Annotated in this window: 17 protein-coding genes; 8 read left to right on the top strand and 9 right to left on the bottom strand. The window is 42.8% G+C overall.

What is annotated here, in order from left to right; genetic code table 11:
* Window positions 1-8 precede the first annotated feature (8 nt).
* The 7 genes from sctR to AC1EU0_RS14000 all read right to left on the bottom strand — a co-directional run bounded on the left by sctR (window position 9) and on the right by AC1EU0_RS14000 (window position 7,995).
* Entirely contained in the window at window positions 9-659 is a 651-nt protein-coding gene (sctR, locus tag AC1EU0_RS14030) for a type III secretion system export apparatus subunit SctR (RefSeq protein ID WP_480303092.1), read from the bottom strand.
* A gap of 265 nt (window positions 660-924) precedes the next feature.
* Window positions 925-2,418, bottom strand: coding sequence for a capsule assembly Wzi family protein (locus tag AC1EU0_RS14025; RefSeq protein ID WP_480303091.1), 1,494 nt, complete (start codon window positions 2,416-2,418; stop codon window positions 925-927).
* Window positions 2,419-2,652: 234 nt separating this feature from the next.
* Complete coding sequence (hemG, locus tag AC1EU0_RS14020) at window positions 2,653-3,174, bottom strand: menaquinone-dependent protoporphyrinogen IX dehydrogenase (protein ID WP_480303090.1); 522 nt, start codon at window positions 3,172-3,174, stop codon at window positions 2,653-2,655.
* Window positions 3,174-4,631 (bottom strand): TrkH family potassium uptake protein, encoded by a 1,458-nt coding sequence (locus AC1EU0_RS14015; protein ID WP_480303089.1) that lies wholly within the window; start codon window positions 4,629-4,631, stop codon window positions 3,174-3,176. Before AC1EU0_RS14015 ends, hemG begins: the two co-directional genes overlap by 1 nt.
* A gap of 39 nt (window positions 4,632-4,670) precedes the next feature.
* Window positions 4,671-5,288 carry a YigZ family protein gene (locus tag AC1EU0_RS14010; protein WP_480303088.1) on the bottom strand — a complete coding sequence of 206 codons (618 nt, stop codon included), beginning with the start codon at window positions 5,286-5,288 and terminating at the stop codon, window positions 4,671-4,673.
* A gap of 3 nt (window positions 5,289-5,291) precedes the next feature.
* Entirely contained in the window at window positions 5,292-6,608 is a 1,317-nt protein-coding gene (gene pepQ, locus AC1EU0_RS14005) for a Xaa-Pro dipeptidase (RefSeq protein ID WP_480303087.1), read from the bottom strand.
* Between the two features lie 97 nt (window positions 6,609-6,705).
* Window positions 6,706-7,995, bottom strand: coding sequence for a hypothetical protein (locus tag AC1EU0_RS14000; protein ID WP_480303086.1), 1,290 nt, complete (start codon window positions 7,993-7,995; stop codon window positions 6,706-6,708).
* A 239-nt stretch (window positions 7,996-8,234) separates the two neighbouring features.
* Here AC1EU0_RS14000 and fadB point away from each other — a divergent pair, with 239 nt between their 5' ends.
* From fadB to AC1EU0_RS13970, 6 genes are all read left to right on the top strand, one after another.
* Entirely contained in the window at window positions 8,235-10,391 is a 2,157-nt protein-coding gene (gene fadB / locus AC1EU0_RS13995; protein WP_480303085.1) for a fatty acid oxidation complex subunit alpha FadB, read from the top strand.
* A gap of 10 nt (window positions 10,392-10,401) precedes the next feature.
* Complete coding sequence (fadA, locus tag AC1EU0_RS13990; protein WP_480303084.1) at window positions 10,402-11,565, top strand: acetyl-CoA C-acyltransferase FadA; 1,164 nt, start codon at window positions 10,402-10,404, stop codon at window positions 11,563-11,565.
* 65 nt (window positions 11,566-11,630) lie between these two features.
* The gene (locus tag AC1EU0_RS13985) at window positions 11,631-11,843 is read left to right on the top strand and encodes a hypothetical protein (RefSeq protein ID WP_480303083.1); all 213 of its coding nucleotides are present in this window, start codon (window positions 11,631-11,633) and stop codon (window positions 11,841-11,843) included.
* A 158-nt stretch (window positions 11,844-12,001) separates the two neighbouring features.
* Window positions 12,002-12,247, top strand: coding sequence for a sulfurtransferase TusA (tusA, locus tag AC1EU0_RS13980; RefSeq protein ID WP_480303082.1), 246 nt, complete (start codon window positions 12,002-12,004; stop codon window positions 12,245-12,247).
* Between the two features lie 284 nt (window positions 12,248-12,531).
* Window positions 12,532-15,717, top strand: a complete 3,186-nt coding sequence (locus tag AC1EU0_RS13975) for an amidohydrolase family protein (protein WP_480303081.1) — start codon at window positions 12,532-12,534, stop codon at window positions 15,715-15,717.
* A gap of 138 nt (window positions 15,718-15,855) precedes the next feature.
* Complete coding sequence (locus AC1EU0_RS13970) at window positions 15,856-16,215, top strand: hypothetical protein (protein ID WP_480303080.1); 360 nt, start codon at window positions 15,856-15,858, stop codon at window positions 16,213-16,215.
* Window positions 16,216-16,268: 53 nt separating this feature from the next.
* Here the strand turns inward: AC1EU0_RS13970 and AC1EU0_RS13965 are convergent, their stop codons facing one another.
* Window positions 16,269-16,829, bottom strand: a complete 561-nt coding sequence (locus tag AC1EU0_RS13965; RefSeq protein ID WP_480303079.1) for a DNA-3-methyladenine glycosylase I — start codon at window positions 16,827-16,829, stop codon at window positions 16,269-16,271.
* 341 nt (window positions 16,830-17,170) lie between these two features.
* On the opposite strand from AC1EU0_RS13965, the gene glyQ reads away from it, so the two are divergent.
* Together glyQ and glyS are read left to right on the top strand one after the other, a co-directional pair.
* The gene (glyQ, locus tag AC1EU0_RS13960) at window positions 17,171-18,076 is read left to right on the top strand and encodes a glycine--tRNA ligase subunit alpha (protein WP_480303078.1); all 906 of its coding nucleotides are present in this window, start codon (window positions 17,171-17,173) and stop codon (window positions 18,074-18,076) included.
* Between the two features lie 15 nt (window positions 18,077-18,091).
* Complete coding sequence (glyS, locus tag AC1EU0_RS13955) at window positions 18,092-20,164, top strand: glycine--tRNA ligase subunit beta (protein WP_480303077.1); 2,073 nt, start codon at window positions 18,092-18,094, stop codon at window positions 20,162-20,164.
* Between the two features lie 173 nt (window positions 20,165-20,337).
* Here glyS and AC1EU0_RS13950 read toward each other — a convergent pair whose 3' ends face one another.
* Window positions 20,338-21,591, bottom strand: coding sequence for a hypothetical protein (locus AC1EU0_RS13950; RefSeq protein ID WP_480303076.1), 1,254 nt, complete (start codon window positions 21,589-21,591; stop codon window positions 20,338-20,340).
* Between the last annotated feature and the right edge of the window lie 210 nt (window positions 21,592-21,801).

Genomic DNA, 21,801 nt, shown 5'->3' with positions numbered 1-21,801 from the left:
TGATACATTCATGAGTATGACAACATCAATTGGCTAATGAGTTTTTCCCATCCCCCCATCATAATGAAGATCAGGATCTTAAACGGCAGTGCGATGGTCATGGGCGATACCATCATCATCCCCATCGCAAGGAGGATATTCGACACAATGATATCGATGGCAACAAAGGGTAAGTACAACAGCAACCCTATCTTAAATGCCTCGATTAATTGGCTTAGAGTAAAAGCAGGGATCAGTACCATTAATGAGTTTTTATCAAGGTCGTCATGGTAGGCTTTAGGCCAAATCTTATGTCCTACTTTAGAAAAATAAATAATTTGCTTGGCATGGCTGTGTTTTATTAAAAATTCACGGTAAGGTTCTGCCGCTTGCTTATTTAAACGCTCTACAATATCGGGCGCACTAAGCTTAATCGGATCTTTTTGTAAATTAGCATAAATCTCACTCCCCACAGGCGCCATAATAAACAGAGTTAGCACCATAGATAATCCATAAATCGCCATATTGGGCGGAATTTGCTGCACACCCAATGCCGTTCGCAACATAGATAGCACAATGGAGATTTTGAGAAACGAGGTTCCCATGACTGCAAATAAGGGCAGCAGCGATAACGCAAATAATACAATGATCAAATGAACGGGATGTTCAAGTAAGCTCATGCCGACGTCCTGTAAGTTTTGTAATACATTAACGTTTGTCGGGATGTTGCTACCATCAGGTCAACACCTGAACTTCTTGGAGAGTATGCTTAAAGCTAAGCAGCGCAACTTTGCCAACGACTCATTCAAGAATAGACCTGAATGTTGAGTTCAGCCATCAAACAAAGAAAGGAAATATGACAGAAATAAAAGAGCAGTATGACTTACTGAAAATCATACTGCTCTTGAATATTAAATGTGTATGTAACGAACTAAAATTGCTTAATCAGAAACTGTATTCATAGTTAGCAAAAAACCTTAGCTTTGAATCTGAGTCGGCATCGGGTTTCTTAATGTGTGAAAATGTCCCACCAAAGTTCATCAAACCTTCAAACATGGGCATTTCATAACTGGTTTCAAGCTGCCAGACATCTTGCTTAGGAATGTTTGGAGTCCACTTAATGCCAGGACTCTTTCCATCATCATTAAGCTTTACATATCGAACTCGAGTCGTCATGCGGTTGTCACCAAACTGCGCCATTCCTCCTAGACTGAACGCTCTCGCGTCACTGTCATAGGTGCTGCCTAAACTGCGCTTGTAATAACGCGATCCGCTGCGGTAAGTTGAGTGTTCGTAAAAGCAATTAAACACATGGGGGTCAGTGCCACAAGCTACTTTGGTAGTAGTGTATTCAGTAAAGAGTTTTACTGGAATTTCTTGAACATGCACACGCGTATCGAAGCCATATATATAACCACAGTCTGCAATTTGCCAAGGCAGATTACCGCTGGCATCTTCACAGCCTTTTTCAGCATAAATACCTATTGGCTGTGAGAACCATACATCATTGTATCGAATATCAAAGCCAGCCATCTGATTGCCATACTTAGTACAACCACTGCCATCGCCTGTCGTATCATTACTGCAATCATCATTGCCTGTTATGGCTTTTAACCAAATTTTGGTGCTACATTCTTGGCCTTTACCGCAAAATTGTGTAGTCCAAGAAAAGCCGATTTCTAATTTATCGAACGGACGAATACTGCCTCTAAGATTCCACAATAACGCATCAGGCGCGAAACGTTCACTTTCATACTTACTGAACCCTGCACTAAAATTCCATGGACCCAGCCAATTTAGAACCGGTAAATCAAAAGCTTGAGGGTTATTTCGTGTCAATAATAGAGATGGCATTGGACGCGCATTATTAGACTTAATTAATGCCGAATCAAAGCTTGGCCCCCACCATTGACTGATAGTACCTGCGCTCAATACCCAGTTCCCTATAGTGGTCGCAACGTAAGAGTCGTCAAACCGAATATTTTTACCGTCATTCGGGCTATCTGCAATTGTCGCTGATAACTGATAATAAAAGCTTCCTGCTGAATCAGAATACGACCCACCAAGCTCATTTTTAGCTCTTAACGCATGACCAAAATTTCGGAACATGGGTTTATCACTGCTAACCCCCGCTCGAAGCTTAGCATTGCGCTGTTGGCTGGATTTATACTTCGCTTGCACACGTAAAAATGCTGACATTAAGTTCTCTGGAACTTGGTCAGTGGCTACTTTCGCCAGATCTTGAGCGACTCCAGACCACATTAAAGGGTAGGTATTAACAGGAACTTTGATAAAACCAGCATCGGCCAGTTGTTGGATATCAGCACGTAAATAAGCATCTGAAGTATCAATCCATAATGCTGCTTTCGCTGATAAGGAAAAGAGTTGTGCACTTAAAATGCAAACAAGAGTAAAGACAAGCTTGAATCGACTACGCATGGTTTGACTCAACTGATTGATTGATTGATGGCTAATGATACGCTTCGGCTCTCCATGTTTTCAATGATCAGAAAATTCTTTCCAATAACTATCCATAGCGAACGAAAGCCCAACCCTACTGTTAGGGCGTGCCCTAGTAATAACGATCATACAACAGTAGGAAAGCTTGTGATTCTATCAAAAGGAATCTCACAACCCAACTAAGTTATTATAATACTGAACAAATTTACCTTGTTATGAGATGAATTTCTTGGCAAAGCGTTCAACCTGCTGCCAATCGGTAAACTCGTAGGTACCGCTCGTATCCGTTGGTCCTTTAGTGATCCACATAATAAAACGGATCATAGTGCGGTCAAACACACCATATTTTGGGTACTCAATCTTACCCGCAAATACCCCTTGAACAGCAGGAACCCAAGTCGACAGTTTAAGAAAATTACGTATATAAGGGTTGGTTTCAGGCGTATTCTTCTCTGGTTTTCTTGCCACCACATTCACCGAAAAGAAGCCACTTTGGGTTTCAGTTAACCACTTATGATGTTGCTTAATAAACTCAAATAACGCTGGACGGTATTTACCATAACGAATACTGGCACCAATCATAGCCTTATCGTACTGTGTTAACTCTGCCGTTGTTGCTTGCTCCAGTGACAATACTGTCACCTTAGCATTGGAAGACATATGTCCGACCATGGCGTCACAAATACGTTTGGTTTGACCATCAACGGTTGAATATATTAGAGCGATATTGTGCATTAGTTCTTCCAGAAAGTTGGCGTAAGCAGGACTAACAAAGTGAATACTTCTAAGCGTCCAAATAGCATGGTGATCAATAGTACCCATTTCGAACCATCACCGAGGGTAGCATAATTACTGGCCGCTTCACCAAGAGCTGGGCCTAAGTTATTCAAACAAGCCGCTACCGTGCTGAACGCCGTCAACTCATCAACACCAAACGCCATTAACGCCAGCATACTGATAATAAAGACTAGGGCATAAGCCGAAAAGAACCCCCACACGGCATCAATGACTCTGTCGGGTAATACCGAATTGCCAATTTTAATCGTAAAAATGGCACGAGGATGAACCAAACGCTTCATTTCTCTTGAGCCTTGTAGCACCAGTAAAATGATACGAATAACCTTCATGCCTCCCGCTGTAGATCCGCCACATCCACCAATAAAACTAGAAAATATAAGCAGCATAGGCAAAAACAGCGGCCAGCTATGGAAGCTTTCAGTACCAAACCCTGCAGTCGTGGAAACCGAAACGGCTTGGAATAAGGCATGATCTAAGGTTTCTTCAGCCGAGTCATAAATATTGGTTTGATAAAGCACTAAGAAACAAATCGCAGTAAGAATAAGCTGCACTGCTAACAACACTTTAAACTCGGCGTCCTTTAGGTACACTTTTAAGTTGAAACCTTTATTGGTCACCGCCGCAAAGTGTAAACTAAAATTGATAGCAGAAATAAGCAAAAACACCACACAAATTAAGTTGATCACAGGGCTATTAAAGTAACCCATACTGGCATCATGAGTGGAAAACCCACCAATAGCGATGGTAGAAAATGAATGGCAAATAGCATCAAAAGCGCTCATACCTGCAAACCAAAAGGCCGCCGCACAGGCTAAGGTCAAAAACAAATAGATATACCACAATGCCTTAGCGGTTTCGGCAATCCGAGGAGTCATTTTACTGTCTTTAACTGGCCCTGGGATTTCAGCACGATAAAGCTGCATTCCCCCAATCCCCAAAACAGGTAATATGGCTACCGCCAGAACAATAATCCCCATTCCACCAAGCCATTGCAGTAAATGGCGATAAAAAAGAATCGCTTTGGGTAGATCATCAAGGCCAACGATCACCGTTGCCCCGGTGGTGGTTAAGGCTGAAAAGGATTCAAAAAAGCTATCCGTCCAGCTCATATCTGGGTTGTTGGCAAAAATAAAAGGCAAAGAACCGATTGAACCCAACACTGTCCAAAACAACACCACAATCAAAAAGCCTTCTCGGGTTCGCAGATCAGCTTTATGATAACGATTGGGGTACCACAAACAGAACCCCAATAACAAACTCACCACAAAGGCTTTAATAAATGCCATCCCCTCGCCATCATTATAAAAAATGGCGACCAATGCTGGCGGCAGCATAGTGATGGAAAACAGCCCCATTAACAGGCCAGTTATTCTTATGATAGTGCGATATTGCATGGAGAAATACGCTTCAATCCTTTGCTGTAAGAGTCACTATTATTCCACAAATTTAAGACTAAGTTGACCCTGAGATAACGTCGCCAACTCCTGCTGAATAATTTGGCGATTAGATTTTGGTATTGCCAAGGATAACAACACTTGCTCAGTAAATTGTTGGTCTTGGATCAATACTTGGTATTTTTTACATAGATATTCAACATCACTAAGCTGAGCATAATCACAACTGAGTCGTGCTTCATCTCGTAATTGCTGAACATCTGTTTGCAGTTGTGTCAATCCTCGCTTTATTCCTGCACTATATGCACGAACCAGCCCACCAACACCAAGTTTTGTACCACCAAAATAACGAACCACAATGGCGCCTATTTCGCCAATATCAGCACCTTGTAATACCGATAGCATTGGCCGCCCTGCACTTCCTGATGGTTCACCATCATCACTAGAACCACAGTTCACCATCTCTTTAGGCGCACCTCCCACAAACGCCCAACAATAATGTCGAGCATCAGGATAATCACGCCTATAGTTTGTGAGCGCCAACTTTAGTTCTTTCTCAGACTGACAGCGAAATATGATAGTGATAAAACGGCTCTTTTTAATGTCCTCTTCCAGCACCAAGGGTTGTGCTGGAACCAAGTACCGATCACTCGCCACGACTTAGGCGAGTCCAAAATCACGAGTCATATTTTCAATACGATCAGCATGAACAATGACATTATCTTCAATACGAATACCACCAAATGGACGCAATTCATCGACCACTTTCCAGTTAATTTGTTGGCGACTCTTTTCATCCAACTCATTAAGCAGGGTATCGATAATATACAGGCCCGGCTCGATGGTTAACACTTGCCCAGCTTCTAATGTACGAGTACAACGTAAGAAAGGATGATCAACTGGTGAGGCAACATGGGTTCCTTGCTCATCTGGACTAAAGCCAGCCACATCATGTACTTGCAAACCTAACATATGACCTAGGCCGTGAGGGAAAAATGCACGAGTAATGCCAGAATCAATTAACAACTCAAGGTTGCCAGTAGCCAACTCAGAGTCCAACAAAACTTGAGCGACTTTTTGATGAGTTAATAAATGCAGATCTACATAGCTCTTGCCGACCTTCATTTCGGCAATGATTTCATGTTGTAGCTTATCCATGGCAACGATAAGAGCTGCAAAGCGGTTTTGTTCAGCCGAGTAGGTACGAGTAATATCAGAGGCGTAACCACCACAGGTCGCACCTGCATCAATCAAAAATGAACGATGTTCAACAGGCTTTTGATGATCAAGCACCATATAGTGCAAGATGGCCGCATTCTCATTCAGTGCAATGATGTTGTTGTAAGGCACATCATTTTCACCTTGGCCGACCGCTTTTAAATACTCAAGCTGAATATCAAATTCACTGCCACTACCGAGAAAGGCTTGTTTCGCAGCAAGATGACCATTTACCGCTAAACGATTCGCTTCTCGCAGACAATCTAACTCATAATCTGTTTTAAATGAGCGTTTAAAGTGCAAGTAGTTTTCAACCGACTTTGAATTAATTTGAATAAAACCAAGCTCAGAAGCCAATTGTGTTTCTTCTCCGAGGTACACCCAATCTGCAATATTACTTGGTAAAAACTCTGAAATTTTATCGGCTTTTGTCAGCAGTTTGATATCAAATTCATCAGTCCAAAAGGTAGTTGGAACATCGGCAACTTTATGCCAAAAATCAACTGGACGATAATAAATGAGGGTCGGTTTATTCTGCCCATCAGCGAATATCCAACAGTTGGGGTTATCCAATAATGGCAACCAAGATTTAAAATTAGGGGTTACTTTGAAAGGGTAATCCATGTCATCCAAAAACTGGCGTTTCGGTTGACCAGAATGAAAAACCAGCCCAGATAGGTTGTGACGCAGACAAATCTCAGCCACTCTGCGATTCATCTCAGTAATGTGTTGCGAATAATGTTGACCTATCGAGGACATTGCTCAGGCTCCTAATGATAAAAATCGGAGCCTGAGTGTATCATAGCCTACACGGCTGATGGGCATTCAATCCATTCAAATGGAAGGATAAGAATTCTTAGCGCCTGCCGGCTTGAGTAACGGATTCTGGAAATGGTTGTTTGCGAATATCTTTCGACACCATAATCACACTGTCTTTTGTGACGAGAAATACAAAATCAACATCAAAGCTTTTACTATAATCACTCCGATTCATGCCTATTGGCCAGTGGTCGGGGTTGTTGTTATCACAACAAGATTCCCGATAGCAATGAGCACTAACGAGCAGATTACCACCTGCAAGCTTTGTGATCTGATAATTGGCGCCATCTTTTGTTCTTGTGCCATCTGCCCCCATGTTATTCGTCATTAATTGTTTATCCCACATAGGTAGCGTTAACCAGATACTTTGCGATGCAAATATGGTTAATATTTCCCTTTGTTGGTCATTACAACATAAGGCACTGACTTCTTCGAGTTTACTTGCAGTGTCGACAGCATCTTCAGCTGTATAGGTTATCGTTTTCGTTCCGTCATCCAATGTATACGGATCTCGATTTAAATCAGCAGTCATGACTTCCTCAAATCTGCAAGGACAAGGCTTGTGCCCTTTTAGTTGCGTCCATTTTATTGCTGACGACTGATTGGATAGCTCAACACCCGCTCGTCTTGTCTCAATTTGAGTATTCACCGTATTATTAATGAATCGTTGAAATTGAGCGTCAGGATAAACACACAAAGAAAATCTATTTACGTTACGTGATTTAACCCCTATTTCAAGCTTACCGTCAGCAGTAGATGGCTCAAATGTAAAATCATTACGGTGCTCAGTTTTCACCAACTGACGTAAACGCACAAAGGCTTTAAGCTTATTTTCGTCAGTGATGCTTTCGTATTCTTTATTGCCTAGCGTTGCACCACTATCCAGTTTTTGCATTAATGTAAAAAGTTCAGCGTGATGACAAGCGTCCACCAAAGGCTTCATTTGAGTAAACTCAGTGGAGGGGGCAACTCGAACTTCAAGCTTGGAGACATCAGTTTTCACAGTCTCTGGAAATGTAAACCGATAAATAACTTGTGATGCATCAGCATCAAATTCGACGGTAAAGCACGATTTAAACTCTGCTTTAGCGGCGGCTTGCAAATACCAGAATGCCTGTTGTTTTTCTTGTGGTGAACTCGTCTCAGAAATAAGATCAAAATACGCTTCTTTCACTTCTTTACGATGAGTGCCGAAAACAAAATCCAAAAAACGATCCAACAGACCCACTACTTTTGATTTATCAGTTTTTTTTTGAATCTCGCTTAATTGCTTAGCATCTAACGAACTCAAAGACCCGTAGCTGACAGCGAGTGCTAGTTCAGACATGACGGCCTCCCCATTCAATTTAACCTAAACAAAGCATTGCACTTCTTAGTGATAATTTCCCGTTAAATTTGCTTCATGAATCCTTGATCATCTCTTGTTAAGTTTGTAATCATGCTAAAGTTTTTTAATTTAAACACCCGTTTAAATTTATGCTTGTTTTTTGTGCGCTTAACCGTCAATCTAATAGACGTTATTCACCGCTTTTATTTTGCAGTACGCTAAACACCAAGGATAAAATAATGATTTATCAAAGCCAGAGTATTCAAGTCGCCATGCTGGATGATCATATCGCCCAGTTGTGTTTTAACGCGACCCAGTCTGTAAATAAGCTTGATTCAGCAACATTAACCTCTCTTGATGAAGCTTTAAATGCCATCATCAAAACCAACCCTAAAGCCTTGCTACTCACCTCTGCAAAACCTGCTTTTATCGTTGGCGCAGACATTACAGAGTTTTTAGGGTTATTCCAGCAAGATGATGACAGTCTGTTTAGCTGGCTAGTCAAAGCGAATAAGGTGTTTAATAAACTTGAAGATCTTCCCTTTCCTACTTTATCAGCCATTAATGGTTTCGTCTTGGGCGGCGGATTTGAAACTGTTTTAGCCACTGATTTTAGAATTGCCGAACCGAATGCTCGCCTTGGACTCCCTGAGACTAAACTTGGCTTAATTCCTGGCTTTGGTGGCACGGTACGCTTACCACGATTAATCGGCGTTGATAATGCTCTTGAGTGGATAACTACAGGTAAACCACATAAGCCTGATGCAGCAATGCAAGTGGGTGCTATTGACGCCATTATCGCCCCAGAGCAATTACATCAAGCTGGCATCAAGATGCTTAACGATGCCATTAATGGCAAATTGGATTGGCAAGCTCGCCGTCAGCAAAAACAAGTGCCGTTGCCACTTCCAGCGATGGAATCATTGATGGCATTTACCACGGCTAAAGCTATGGTGTACCAAATCGCAGGCAAGCATTACCCTGCCCCTTATACTGCCGTTAAAGTAATTGAGCAAACACATACCGAAAATAGAGCTGAAGCGCTTATCGCTGAGCATCATGCTTTTATTGAATTGGCAAAAACGGAAGCGGCGACCTCGTTAATTGGAATTTTCCTCAACGAGCAAGTGGTCAAACATAAAAGTAAGCAAGCGGCTAAATCTGTCGAATCGCAAGTTGAGCAAGCCGCGGTGTTAGGTGCTGGCATTATGGGCGGTGGGATCAGTTACCAAAGTGCCAGTAAAGGTGTCCCCGTTATCATGAAGGACATCAATCAACCTGCATTAGATTTAGGATTATCTGAAGCGGCGAAGTTACTGAACAATCAAGTGTCTCGCGGTAGGCTAACGACCGACAAAATGGCTAAAGTGCTCAACCAAATATCTGCTACCTTGGATTACACTTCGATTGCTCACGCTGACATAGTGGTAGAAGCCGTGGTGGAAAACCCAAAGGTGAAAGCCCAAGTGCTCACTGAGGTTGAATCTAATGTCAGCGAAGACACCATCATCACCTCTAACACGTCCACCATATCCATAGACTCATTAGCTACCAATCTTAAACGCCCTGAACGTTTTTGTGGCATGCACTTTTTTAACCCCGTACATAAGATGCCATTAGTGGAAGTGATCCGTGGCAAACACACATCTGATGCCACGATTGCAAAAGTGGTGGCTTATGCCAGCGCTATGGGCAAAACGGCAATTGTCGTTAATGACTGCCCCGGTTTCTTTGTTAACCGAGTATTGTTTCCTTACTTTGCAGGCTTTAATCAATTACTTGTTGATGGTGCTGATTTTATCGAAGTCGACAAAGTGATGGAAAAAACCTTTGGTTGGCCCATGGGTCCTGCATACCTATTGGACGTTGTGGGCATGGACACCGCTCATCATGCACAAACAGTCATGGCGAATGGCTTTCCTGAGCGCATGCCTACACCACAGCAAGATGTCATTAAACAGTTATTAGATGCTCAACGTCTTGGACAAAAAAATGGCATCGGGTTTTATCAATATCAACCCGACAAACGGGGTAAACTCAAAAAGCAACCCGATGATGCCGTAAACGCATTGCTAGCTAACGTCTGCCAACCTCAACAGTCCTTTGATAATGACGCTATTATTGCCAGACTCATGATCCCAATGATCATCGAGACCGTTCGCTGTCTAGACGAAGGGATTATTGCTTCACCTGCTGAAGCGGACATGGCGCTCTTGTTCGGCTTAGGATTCCCGCCTTTTCGTGGTGGTGTGTTCCGTTATTTAGACACCTTTGGTATAGACAAGTTTATTGAGTTAGCCGATAGCTATGCTCACCTCGGTCCGTTATACCAAGTCACCGATTCTCTTCGTAAACTGGCTGCAAACAATGGCCGCTACTTCCCCATTTCACAATAAGGAACTGACCATGAAAAATGCAGTAATTGTTGATTGTATTCGTACTCCTATGGGACGTTCCAAGGGCGGTGCGTTTCGCCATCTTCGGGCTGAAACCCTTTCCGCCGAATTAATGAAAGGTCTGCTTGCCCGTAACCCACAAGTAGACCCTCAGCAAATCGAAGACGTGATCTGGGGCTGCGTGATGCAAACCTTAGAGCAAGGTTTTAACATCGCTCGCAATGCTTCACTATTAGCGGGTTTGCCTAAAACTACCGCAGGCGTGACCATAAATCGTCTATGCGGCTCATCAATGGAAGCACTCCATCAAGCCACTCGTGCCATTATGACGGGTATGGGCGATACCTTTATCGTTGGCGGAGTCGAACATATGGGACATGTCCCAATGAATCACGGCGTTGATTTCCACCCGCAACTCGGGCATCAAGTCGCAAAAGCATCGGGCATGATGGGCTTAACGGCTGAATTGTTAGCAAGGCAACACAATATCGATCGTCAGCAACAAGATGCGTTTGCACTGCGCTCTCATCAACGCGCACATGCCGCAACCATTGAGGGTCGGTTTAATTCAGAGATATATCCGATCAATGGTCATGACTCCGATGGCGCCTTAACTCAAATCACGGCTGACCAAGTGATCCGCTCTGACGCATCACTTGAAGCGTTATCTAGCCTTCGTCCTGTTTTTGATCCTGTAAACGGTACGGTTACCGCTGGCACCTCATCCGCTATTTCCGATGGTGCATCGGCCATGCTGGTAATGGAAGAAGAAAAAGCTAAGCTGTTTGGCTTACCTATCCGTGCTCGCGTCCGTTCTATGGGCGTAGCTGGCTGTGACCCTGCAATCATGGGATTTGGTCCCGTTCCTGCCACCCAAAAAGCTTTGACTCGTGCCGGACTCACCATCGATGACATTGATATTATCGAACTCAACGAAGCCTTTGCCGCACAATCACTGCCCTGCGTTAAAGCATTAGGCTTAATGGATAAGGTGGATGAGAAAATTAATCTTAACGGTGGTGCGATTGCTCTGGGGCATCCGTTAGGATGTTCTGGCACGCGTATATCCACCACGCTCATCAATATTATGGAAGATAAAAACGCGACTCTAGGATTAGCCACCATGTGTATTGGCTTAGGCCAAGGTATTGCTACTGTGTTTGAACGAGTTTAACTTAGATATGAGAGATGAAGAAGAGAGTCATTATCTCTTCTTCAATCTTTATTAAATGTGAGATTATGACCCCTTTTTCCATCAGCCGCATTCAAACTCCTTTTGGTACTTTCAAGCTTTCTGGTTGCCATTCTGATTCCCATCCCTTAAATCTAAACATAGAACGACTTTATATGTTGGGCACTGATGGTTGGTTTGAACTAGATATTGAAAATTCAGTGTCTCTTATTCAGCAAATCACTCCGATTGTATTAGAGCACTTAAAACAAACTGATTAAGTCTCAATTAAGCATTGTTTCACGTGGAACAGGACGCCTTATTTTTTAATTAACTCGTGTTTCACGTGGAACAAGATTCACATTTATTCTTCATAAACTTGGCAATTTAAAACTCGATGGTAAAATAGCCGCCACTTTTGCAGTAAACAAGATGAACCATGATCACACTTTTTGAAAATGCCAATCACCAACTTGATGCACTTGGATTGCGCTGCCCTGAGCCAGTAATGATGGTGCGAAAAAAAGTGCGTCATATGCAAGACGGCGAAACCTTGCTTATCATCGCCGATGACCCAGCTACTACTCGAGATATTCCAAGCTTCTGTCAATTCATGGATCACAAGTTACTCGCAGAAGATACCAGCAGCACACCATACCAATACTTGATTCAAAAAGGCTTGTGATACCATTCGTACCAATTAACTATGCTTTTGATTAAGCCTTAGCTTCGTAACTACATCGTTGCAACTCCTCCCCATAGCTACGGCTATGATTCGTCATTGCGCCTTGTATTTACTTTGCTAACGCTCCCCTAAAATCACAGTTAATTGATGTGAATGGTATAAATATGCCTTACAACTTCTAATCAATAACACACAGTTTGTAACGCTAATTCCCTTTTAAGTTTTGGTTAAATATGCGATAAATCATGTTGCATAAATAACTAAAATTGAGAATGGGAATCCAAATGTTCACCTCCAAGTTAAGCCCGCTGTATGCGGCAATGGCATTGAGCCTTTCCATCAGTACTGCGCAAGCCAAAGAAGAAACCAAATGGTCGGTTAACGAACCTGCCAATCAACCTACCCAAAGCGTCGATATTAATGTCACCGAAGGCACATGGATGAACGTATCCGTTAGCCCTAATGGTAAACACATAGTGTTTGATCTGCTGGGTGATATTTACCAAATGCCAATTAACGGCGGTAAAGCCAAGCGCCTTGTAAAAGGCATGGCGTGGCAAATGCAGCCTGTTTATAGCCCTGATGGAAAGTCCATTGCGTTTACTTCTGATGAAAACGGTGGTGATAACCTTTGGGTTATGGATGCCGATGGCAGCAATCAGCGTGCAGTAACTAATGAAACGTTTCGTTTACTGAACAGCCCGGCATGGAGTCCTGACTCACAATATCTGGTCGCCCGTAAACACTTTACTTCTGGTCGTAGCTTAGGTGCTGGTGAAGTATGGTTATATCATGTTACTGGTGGCAAAGGCGTTCAATTAACCGAACGTCCTAATGATCAAAAAGATTTAGGTGAGCCAGCCTATTCACCTGATGGCCGTTATATTTACTTCAGCCAAGATGCGACGCCAGGCAAGACCTTCCACTACTCAAAAGATTCAGTGAAAGGCATTTACAAAATTAAACGTTATGACACCCAAACCGGTGATATTAAAGTCTTAGCCTCTGGTACAGGTGGCGCTATTCGTCCTACTCCTAGCCCAGATGGCACTAAACTCGCTTACATTAAGCGTGATGGTTTCCAGTCGACACTGTATGTTTTAGATTTAAAGTCAGGTCTTAAAACCAAACTTTATGACAAGCTTGACCGCGATATGCAAGAAACATGGGCTATTCACGGCGTGTATCCAACCATGGCATGGACACCGGATAATCGTGATATCGTGTTTTGGGCAGGCGGTAAGATCAATCGTCTGAACACAAAAACTCAAACGGCCAATGTGATCCCGTTTGAAGTTAATGATACTCGTGATATCCAGCCAGCAGTAGTGGTTAAACAAGACATTGATAAAGACAGCTTTGACGTCAAAATGCTGCGTATGGCACAAGTGTCTCCTAACGGCAAAAAAGTGGTTTATGAGGCCTTAGGTAAGCTCTGGATCCGCAACATTAAAAACGGTAAGCCAAAACGCTTGACCCGTTTAAATGACAATATTGCCGAACTGTTTCCACAATGGTCACGTGATGGTAAAAAAATCGTGTTCACTACATGGAATGACCAAAAGCAAGGCAGTGTTCGCGTAGTCAGTGCCAGAGGCGGCAAGCCAAAAGTGCTAACCAATGAGCCGGGCAAGTTTGTCGAGCCGACCTTCTCTCCTGATGGTAAAACGGTTGTATATCGTAAAGCCAGTGGTGGTCGCTTACTTTCTAAAACGTGGTCGCAAGAGCCAGGCTTATACAAAGTAGACATTAAAGGTAAGCGTAACACCTTTATCACCAGCAGTGGTTACCAACCACAGTTTGGTAGCAATAATGATCGTGTCTACTTTATGGATTATGGCAAAACACCAGAGTTTGCATCCATCGACCTAAATGGTCACGAAAAGCGTACTCACTATACCAGTAAGCTCGCCACAGAATTCCGCATTTCTCCTGATGGAAATAACTTAGCCTTTGCTGAACGCTTCAAAGTGTTTGTTACTCCATTTGCTAAGCACGGTGAAACCGTCAACATAGGCCCTAGCGCAAGCAACTTACCAGTAGCTCAACTCAGTACGCGTGCAGGCGAAAGCATCAGTTGGGGCGGTAACAACAGCCAGTTATACTGGACGCTTGGCCCTGAGCTGTATCAAGCTAAAGTTGATACCAATTACACCAAAGCCAAAGAAGATGACAAGAAGGCTGAGCCAACCATCACAAATTTAGGTTTCAAAAAAGACACCTATGTTCCACGTGGAACCGTCGCGTTTGTTGGTGGCCAAGTGATCACTATGGAAGGCGACAAAGTTATCAATAACGGTGTTGTCATTGTCAAAAATAACCACATTGCAGCTGTTGGTGATAACTCACTGAGCATTCCAAAAGATGCCAAAGTTATCGACATCAGTGGCAAATCCATTATGCCTGGATTGTTCGATGCTCACGCTCATGGGTCACAAGGTAGCAATGAGATCATTCCACAACAAAACTGGATGATGTACGCCAACCTTGCTTTAGGTGTCACCACCATTCACGATCCATCCAATGATACCACCGAAGTGTTTGCCGCATCTGAGCAACAAAAAGCCGGTAACATTGCTGCACCTCGTATCTTCTCAACGGGTACCATTTTATACGGTGCTAATGGACCGGGTTATACCTCGCACGTAGATTCACTCGATGATGCCAAGTTCCACTTAGAGCGCTTAAAGAAAGTCGGAGCCTTTACGGTGAAGAGTTATAACCAGCCACGTCGTAACCAACGTCAACAAGTGATCGCGGCTGCACGTGAATTGGATATGATGGTAGTGCCTGAAGGTGGTTCGCTACTTCAACACAACCTTTCAATGATTGTTGATGGACATACAACTTTAGAGCACTCTCTTCCCGTTGCAGCTATTTATAACGACATCAAACAAGTGTGGAAAGCATCGAATACTGCTTACACGCCAACTTTGGTTGTGGCGTATGGCGGTATTTCAGGTGAACACTACTGGTACGACAAAACCAATGTGTGGGAACACCCTCGCCTGTCTAAGTATGTACCATCTGAGCTGTTAAACTCGCGTTCAATGCGTCGTACCAAAGCGCCAGATGGTCACTATAATCACTTTAATGTGGTTAAGGTTGCCAAGGAACTGAATGACATCGGCGTAGTTACCAACATTGGTGCTCACGGTCAACGTGAAGGTCTTGCCGCACACTGGGAAATGTGGATGTTTGCCCAAGGCGGCATGACCAATATGGAAGTGCTGAAAACGGCGACCATTAATCCAGCAAAAACCTTTGCATTAGATCACCAGCTTGGCAGCATCAAAAAAGGCAAACTGGCTGACTTAATTGTGATTGATGGCAACCCATTAGAGAACATTCGTAATACCGATAAAGTGGTTTACACTATGGTCAATGGTAAACTTTACAATGCCGAAACCATGAATGAACTTAATGGTGATAAGAAGAGACGTAAGCCGTTTTTCTTTGAAAGTAAGTAAGTTCATAGGCTCTAGTAAAAAAGGTGCTTCGTTATGAAGCACCTTTTTTATTTTCTGATGTTATTTTATATAAATAATTCCTATTTTATGTGTTTTTAGTATAATCCACGTCTTTTTAAAATAAGGAAGTATTTGAAAATGAAAAAATTTATTGTCGCAGGGTTATCTTTATCACTTCTAGCATTAAGTGGTTGTACTGTACGAGTAGCTGACATGACAGTGGGTAGTACCAAAAATTACGACATTAATTCAGGTAAACTCTTAGATGGTAAGAGAGTTGTTGGTGAAGATAAATATCCAGTGGTTATTTTCCCATTTGGTATTCCAAATGTAAAAACCGCAATGGACAATGCGATTGAAAAAGATAAATGCGCTGTAGGCTTAACAGATGTTGTTATCTCTCATTTACAGCACGCATTTGTTATTGGTCAAATTGGTTACAGAGTAGAAGGTAACTTGATCATTGATGAAAATAAGACTGGCTGCAAAAAAAACTAGAATCCAATTTATTTGAACAAACAAAAGGGTGTTTCACATGAAACACCTTTTTCTTATGAGTTTCGACAAAAACAATCTCGCGTATGATCATCCACCATCCCTACAGCTTGCATGAATGCATAACAAATCATTGGTCCTACAAAGTTAAACCCAAGCTTTTTTAGCGCCTTTGACATGGCTTGCGATTCAGGGGTTTCAACAGGCACTTCCTTCATAGATAGAAATTCGTTAACGATGGGCTTCCCATCTACAAATTCCCAAAGGAATTGTGAGAAGTCACTACCCTGCTCTACAAAGGCAATATAGGCTTTGGCATTACGAATGATAGACTGGATCTTTAAACGGTTACGGACAATGCCTTTGTCTTGCATTAACCGCTCAACATCTTCCTCAGTAAATTCGACGATTTTATAAGGGTCGAAATTGGCAAAGGCTTGTTGATAATTGTGCTGCTTCTTTAAAATGGTGATCCAAGACAATCCTGCTTGCTGACCATCAAGACAAAGTTTTTCAAACAACTCCAGTGGATCATATACAGGACGTCCCCAAACCTTATCGTGATAGTCCTGATAGATAGGATCGTCACTTACCCAAGCGCAGCGGATTTTTGTCATTCCATTTTTCCTTAAATACTCTATTCAGACCTGCCAGCTTAATAGGCTACCCAGTTCAGCAGTTAGCTTTATAAACAGCGAAACATAGACAACCTACAATGAGAAGCCTTATTTAATAAGACAACCGTCCGTAACAGGATGTTACGGTCGTCAGCACATGGACGTGCGCTTCTGTTGGCGTTTAAATAAGGCTTCGGTAAGAGTAACTCTACTTTATGACATCTATTAAAATTTAAATAAATTTCCCTTGGGGATCATAAAGCTAGAAAATAACCTACTCAGAACGATACCATGAAGGTATAATCGAAACCATTTTCTACCCACTTTATATAGCGACAGTAATGAGCAGCAATCACGATATAAAAACGTTTCAAGGGTTTATTCTCACCCTGCAAGAATACTGGGCGCAGCAAGGTTGCGCTATCATTCAACCATTGGACATGGAAGTAGGGGCTGGAACATTCCACCCACAAACTTTCTTGCGTTCAATCGGACCTGAGCCAATGAGCAGTGCTTATGTGCAGCCATCACGCCGTCCTACCGATGGTCGTTATGGTGAAAACCCAAACCGCCTGCAACATTACTATCAATTTCAAGTGGTACTGAAACCGTCTCCTGACAATATTCAAGAGCTGTACTTAGGTTCTCTAAAAGCCTTAGGCGTAGATCCAGAAGTCCACGACATTCGCTTTGTTGAAGACAACTGGGAGTCTCCAACATTAGGCGCATGGGGTCTGGGTTGGGAAGTCTGGTTAAACGGTATGGAAGTCAGCCAGTTTACCTACTTCCAACAAGTCGGTGGTCTTGAATGTACTCCTGTTACTGGTGAAATCACCTATGGTCTTGAGCGTCTTGCGATGTATATTCAAGGCGTAGACAGCGTTTACGACTTAGTGTGGACAGACGGCCCTATGGGTCGAATCACTTATGGTGACGTATTCCACCAAAACGAAGTCGAGCAATCTGAGTTTAACTTCGACCATGCTGACGTCGATTTCTTATTTGCCACTTTCGACAAATGTGAAGAAATGTGCAACAAGCTATTAGAACTTGAAAAGCCATTGCCACTGCCTGCTTATGAGCAAGTGATGAAAGCGTCTCATGCATTCAACCTGCTTGATGCTCGTCACGCCATTTCAGTAACCGAACGTCAACGCTACATTTTGCGCGTTCGCGCCATGGCGAAAGGTGTCGCTGAAGCTTACTATGCCGCACGTGAAGCACTTGGCTTCCCAATGTGTAAGTAAAGAGGTAATTAGAAAATGAAAAAAGAAAACTTACTCATTGAGATTGGTACTGAAGAGTTACCACCAAAAGCCCTTAAAACACTTGCTGAAGCGTTTTTAGCTAATTTTACTGAAGAGCTTAACAAAGCTGAATTAACCTTTGATAACTCACAATGGTTCGCTGCTCCACGCCGTTTGGCACTGCGTATTGAAAACTTAGACGTAGCACAAGCCGACAAAATCGTTGAAAAACGTGGTCCTGCCGTAAGCAGTGCCTTTGATGCCGATGGCAACCCAACCAAAGCCGCTATGGGCTGGGCACGTGGAAATGGCATCAGTGTCGAAGAGGCTGAGCGCCTTGTGACTGACAAAGGTGAATGGCTGCTGCATAAAGCCCAAGTCACGGGTAAAGCCACCAGCGAGTTAGTCGCTGAAATGACTCAACGTTCTTTAGATAAATTACCTATTCCAAAACCAATGCGTTGGGGTAGCAACACTACCCAATTTATTCGTCCGGTTCACACAGTTACTATGCTTTTAGGGGCTGAATCGATTGACGGCACGGTATTAGGTATTCAATCAGCGCGTACCATTCGTGGTCACCGCTTTATGGGTCAAAGCGAGTTTGAACTGACTCATGCAGATGATTACTTAGCAACTCTAAAAGAAACCGGTAAAGTGATGGCTGATTACGCAGAGCGTAAAGCCATTATTAAAGCAGGTGCTGAGCAAGCTGCGAAAGAACTGGGTGGTATCGCTGAACTGACTGACGAGCTATTAAACGAAGTAGTATCATTGGTTGAATGGCCTGTGGTACTGAAAGCCAACTTTGAAAATGACTTCTTAAATGTGCCATCAGAAGCCTTGGTGTACACCATGAAAGGCGACCAGAAATACTTCCCAGTATTTGATGATGTTGGTAACTTGCTGCCTCATTTTATCTTTGTGACCAACATTGAGTCGAAAGATCCACAGCAAATTATTGATGGTAACGAGAAAGTGATCCGCCCTCGCCTAGCCGATGCAGAATTCTTCTTTAACACCGATAAAAAACGCAGCTTAGAGTCGCGCTTATCAAGTCTAGAAAGTGTGGTATTCCAAAAGCAGTTGGGTACGTTGAAAGATCGCGCAAATCGCATTAGTGCCCTTTCCGGATACATCGCAGGGTTATTAAGCACTAACCAAGATGATGCAGCCCGTGCTGGTTTGTTATCGAAAGCCGACCTGATGACCGAGATGGTGATGGAGTTTACCGATACTCAAGGCACTATGGGGATGCACTATGCTCGCCTTGATGGTGAAACTGAGTCGGTTGCACTTGCACTGCAAGAGCAATATCAGCCTAAGTTCTCAGGTGATCGTGTCCCTACCGAATTGGTTTCCTGCTCTGTCGCTCTAGCTGAAAAGCTCGATACTCTAGTGGGTATTTTCGGTATTGGCCAAGCCCCGAAAGGCGCAGCGGATCCATTTGCTCTTCGTCGTGCCGCGATTGGTATTTTACGTATTATCGTAGAAAACAAACTGCCACTCGACTTGGTCGATTTAATTGCTAAAGCGGCTGAACTTCACGGTAATAGTGTTAGCAATGACAATACTCACGATGATGTACTGCAATTCCTAATGGGACGTTTCCGTTCTTGGTATCAAGATAAAGGCGTAGATGTAGATGTGATCTTAGCAGTACTCGCTCGCACACCGACAGAGCCTGCAGATTTTGATAAACGTATTCATGCCGTTTCTGAATTCAGAAAGCGCGAAGAGGCGACAGCGCTTGCCGCGGCTAATAAGCGCGTATCGAACATTCTGGCTAAGAATGTGATTGATGGTTCAAGTGAAATCAATCAAAGTTTGCTTGCTGAAGACGCTGAAATCAAACTGGCCGCACAATTAACTGAGCTTGAGCCAGCACTTGCACCACTGTTTGCAGAAGGTAACTATGAAGCGGCGCTTAATCAGTTAGCTGCACTTCGTACTAACGTCGATACCTTCTTTGAAGATGTAATGGTGATGGCAGAAGATGAAGCGCTTAAGCGTAACCGTTTAGCCTTGTTGAATCACTTACGCACCTTGTTCTTGCAAGTGGCGGATATTTCTTTACTGCAGTCTTAATGGTGTAACCAATGGGCACCCATGAAGGTGCCCATTAGTTTGCTTCCTGCTAATAACATTGCCGCCCTATATAGATGGTTTCTGTAGCGCTACTTAAACAGTGGTACCTGCGGCATGTTCAACGGTTTCACCAGATTTAGCTTCTTTTCTTGTTGGCATATCAATAACAGAGATCAATTCTCTTTGCGGTTAACCAAACCAAAACAAGTCACTTCGTTCGGACCAATAAGCACTTGCACATCGGCCACCATAGCCTTTAGCAAATTAGTGCCTTCAAGCATTTGATCTGGCGTCCAAGATTCAATATGAAATTCAAAGAGATGGTGTTCCTGAGAAAGAATAGTAAATGTTTTAGCTTTAACGGGCTTATTTAATCCAACCCCATAAGTGAAATGTTCTAATACTTTTCCTACAAAGTCCTGACAAGCTAACATTTTTTTAAAGCCAACTTGAAACGGGCTGCTAATTTCGCGGGCCTCTATACTGTTAAGCTTATCTGGCGATAAGTCTTCATTCTTCAAAACCGTTTTTAGTCCGTGCTCATCGACAAAGGCATATTCAGATCGATGTAAATCTTGATCAAGTTGTTTATCAAAACACTTCTCTTCTTGCCCTACTTTACGATGATAATAATCAACTAGTTCCGTCCTCAAAGTCGCAGCACCAGAGTCTTCTACAATTCGAACACGTTTACCTATTTGCAACCTCACTCCATTGCGGACAGGTTCATTTGGGGTTGTTGGCGACGTTAAAGGAAGTATAGAAAACTCGGAGACATCAGCTGGGGCAGCCAAATGCGTTTTGAGCTCTAAAAAGGCATTAAAGCGGAGATAAGCCGGTGTGTCATCAGTGACAAACTGAACCCAAAGCCATTTAACCCTCTGTAACTGATCACGTTTAAAATATTGTTCTAAAGGAAGGCAGTCGGCTTTTAACTTTTCGAACTCTATATTCGTAATGTCTATATTATCCCAACCTGCGGTTTCTAAAGATTTGTTGAGAGTGCATACACTTGATAGTTCAATTAATTCATAGTCTTCTAGCACTTGCTCAATATTAAACGCTTTAAGAAATAATGAGCCATCATTGAGATGCTCCAATCGGAAATGACTACGAAATGCTGGACTAGTTAACTCCAAAAGCCGTTCATAAGCTTGAAGTTTGCTTTGTGTGGAACACTTATCACTTCTAATTATAAGCAACTGTTCGATGGCACAGGCCTGATCTGCGTCTTTGAAAGCGATAAGAACCTCATATACACTATTACTCACAGCATTTTTATAGCTTTCAGATAAGCCTTGTTGCTGAGAGATCTCTGCGAAACTCGATTCAAGCTCTTCATTGTTATCTTGTGCCGATGTCTGTTTATCAATGTCTGAATCAACCCAAGCGTTAACGGATTGACCACTTACAACCCCTGTGGACATAATTTGCCTTAATTACTCAATTCAGTATAAAAATAGCCCTTTCCAATTTATAAATAATAGAAATTGAATAAGATGTATTCTAAATAATAGGCCTGTTCAAGAAATCTCATCAACTTGTTTTAATTAAACTTGCTTCACAAAAGCTTCAATTGTTGAGCCAAAATCTGCTTCAATACGTAATTCTATATACGAGGATAGATAACGCTAACC

This window comes from Parashewanella sp. 2210YD4-3 (genome assembly GCF_056591735.1).
This window is presented reverse-complemented; position numbering and strand designations above follow the sequence as displayed.

Bases quoted from the DNA above. Each gene is read 5' to 3' on its own strand.
- AC1EU0_RS13975 (WP_480303081.1), top strand. From the start codon at position 12,532: ATGTTCACCTCCAAGTTAAGCCCGCTGTATGCGGCAATGGCATTGAGC.
- fadB (WP_480303085.1), top strand. From the start codon at position 8,235: ATGATTTATCAAAGCCAGAGTATTCAAGTCGCCATGCTGGATGATCAT.
- AC1EU0_RS14000 (WP_480303086.1), bottom strand. From the start codon at position 7,995: ATGTCTGAACTAGCACTCGCTGTCAGCTACGGGTCTTTGAGTTCGTTA.
- sctR (WP_480303092.1), bottom strand. From the start codon at position 659: ATGAGCTTACTTGAACATCCCGTTCATTTGATCATTGTATTATTTGCG.
- glyS (WP_480303077.1), top strand. From the start codon at position 18,092: ATGAAAAAAGAAAACTTACTCATTGAGATTGGTACTGAAGAGTTACCA.
- glyQ (WP_480303078.1), top strand. From the start codon at position 17,171: ATGAGCAGCAATCACGATATAAAAACGTTTCAAGGGTTTATTCTCACC.
- AC1EU0_RS14025 (WP_480303091.1), bottom strand. From the start codon at position 2,418: ATGCGTAGTCGATTCAAGCTTGTCTTTACTCTTGTTTGCATTTTAAGT.
- tusA (WP_480303082.1), top strand. From the start codon at position 12,002: ATGATCACACTTTTTGAAAATGCCAATCACCAACTTGATGCACTTGGA.
- AC1EU0_RS13985 (WP_480303083.1), top strand. From the start codon at position 11,631: ATGACCCCTTTTTCCATCAGCCGCATTCAAACTCCTTTTGGTACTTTC.
- AC1EU0_RS13970 (WP_480303080.1), top strand. From the start codon at position 15,856: ATGAAAAAATTTATTGTCGCAGGGTTATCTTTATCACTTCTAGCATTA.
- hemG (WP_480303090.1), bottom strand. From the start codon at position 3,174: ATGCACAATATCGCTCTAATATATTCAACCGTTGATGGTCAAACCAAA.
- pepQ (WP_480303087.1), bottom strand. From the start codon at position 6,608: ATGTCCTCGATAGGTCAACATTATTCGCAACACATTACTGAGATGAAT.
- AC1EU0_RS13965 (WP_480303079.1), bottom strand. From the start codon at position 16,829: ATGACAAAAATCCGCTGCGCTTGGGTAAGTGACGATCCTATCTATCAG.
- AC1EU0_RS13950 (WP_480303076.1), bottom strand. From the start codon at position 21,591: ATGTCCACAGGGGTTGTAAGTGGTCAATCCGTTAACGCTTGGGTTGAT.
- AC1EU0_RS14015 (WP_480303089.1), bottom strand. From the start codon at position 4,631: ATGCAATATCGCACTATCATAAGAATAACTGGCCTGTTAATGGGGCTG.
- fadA (WP_480303084.1), top strand. From the start codon at position 10,402: ATGAAAAATGCAGTAATTGTTGATTGTATTCGTACTCCTATGGGACGT.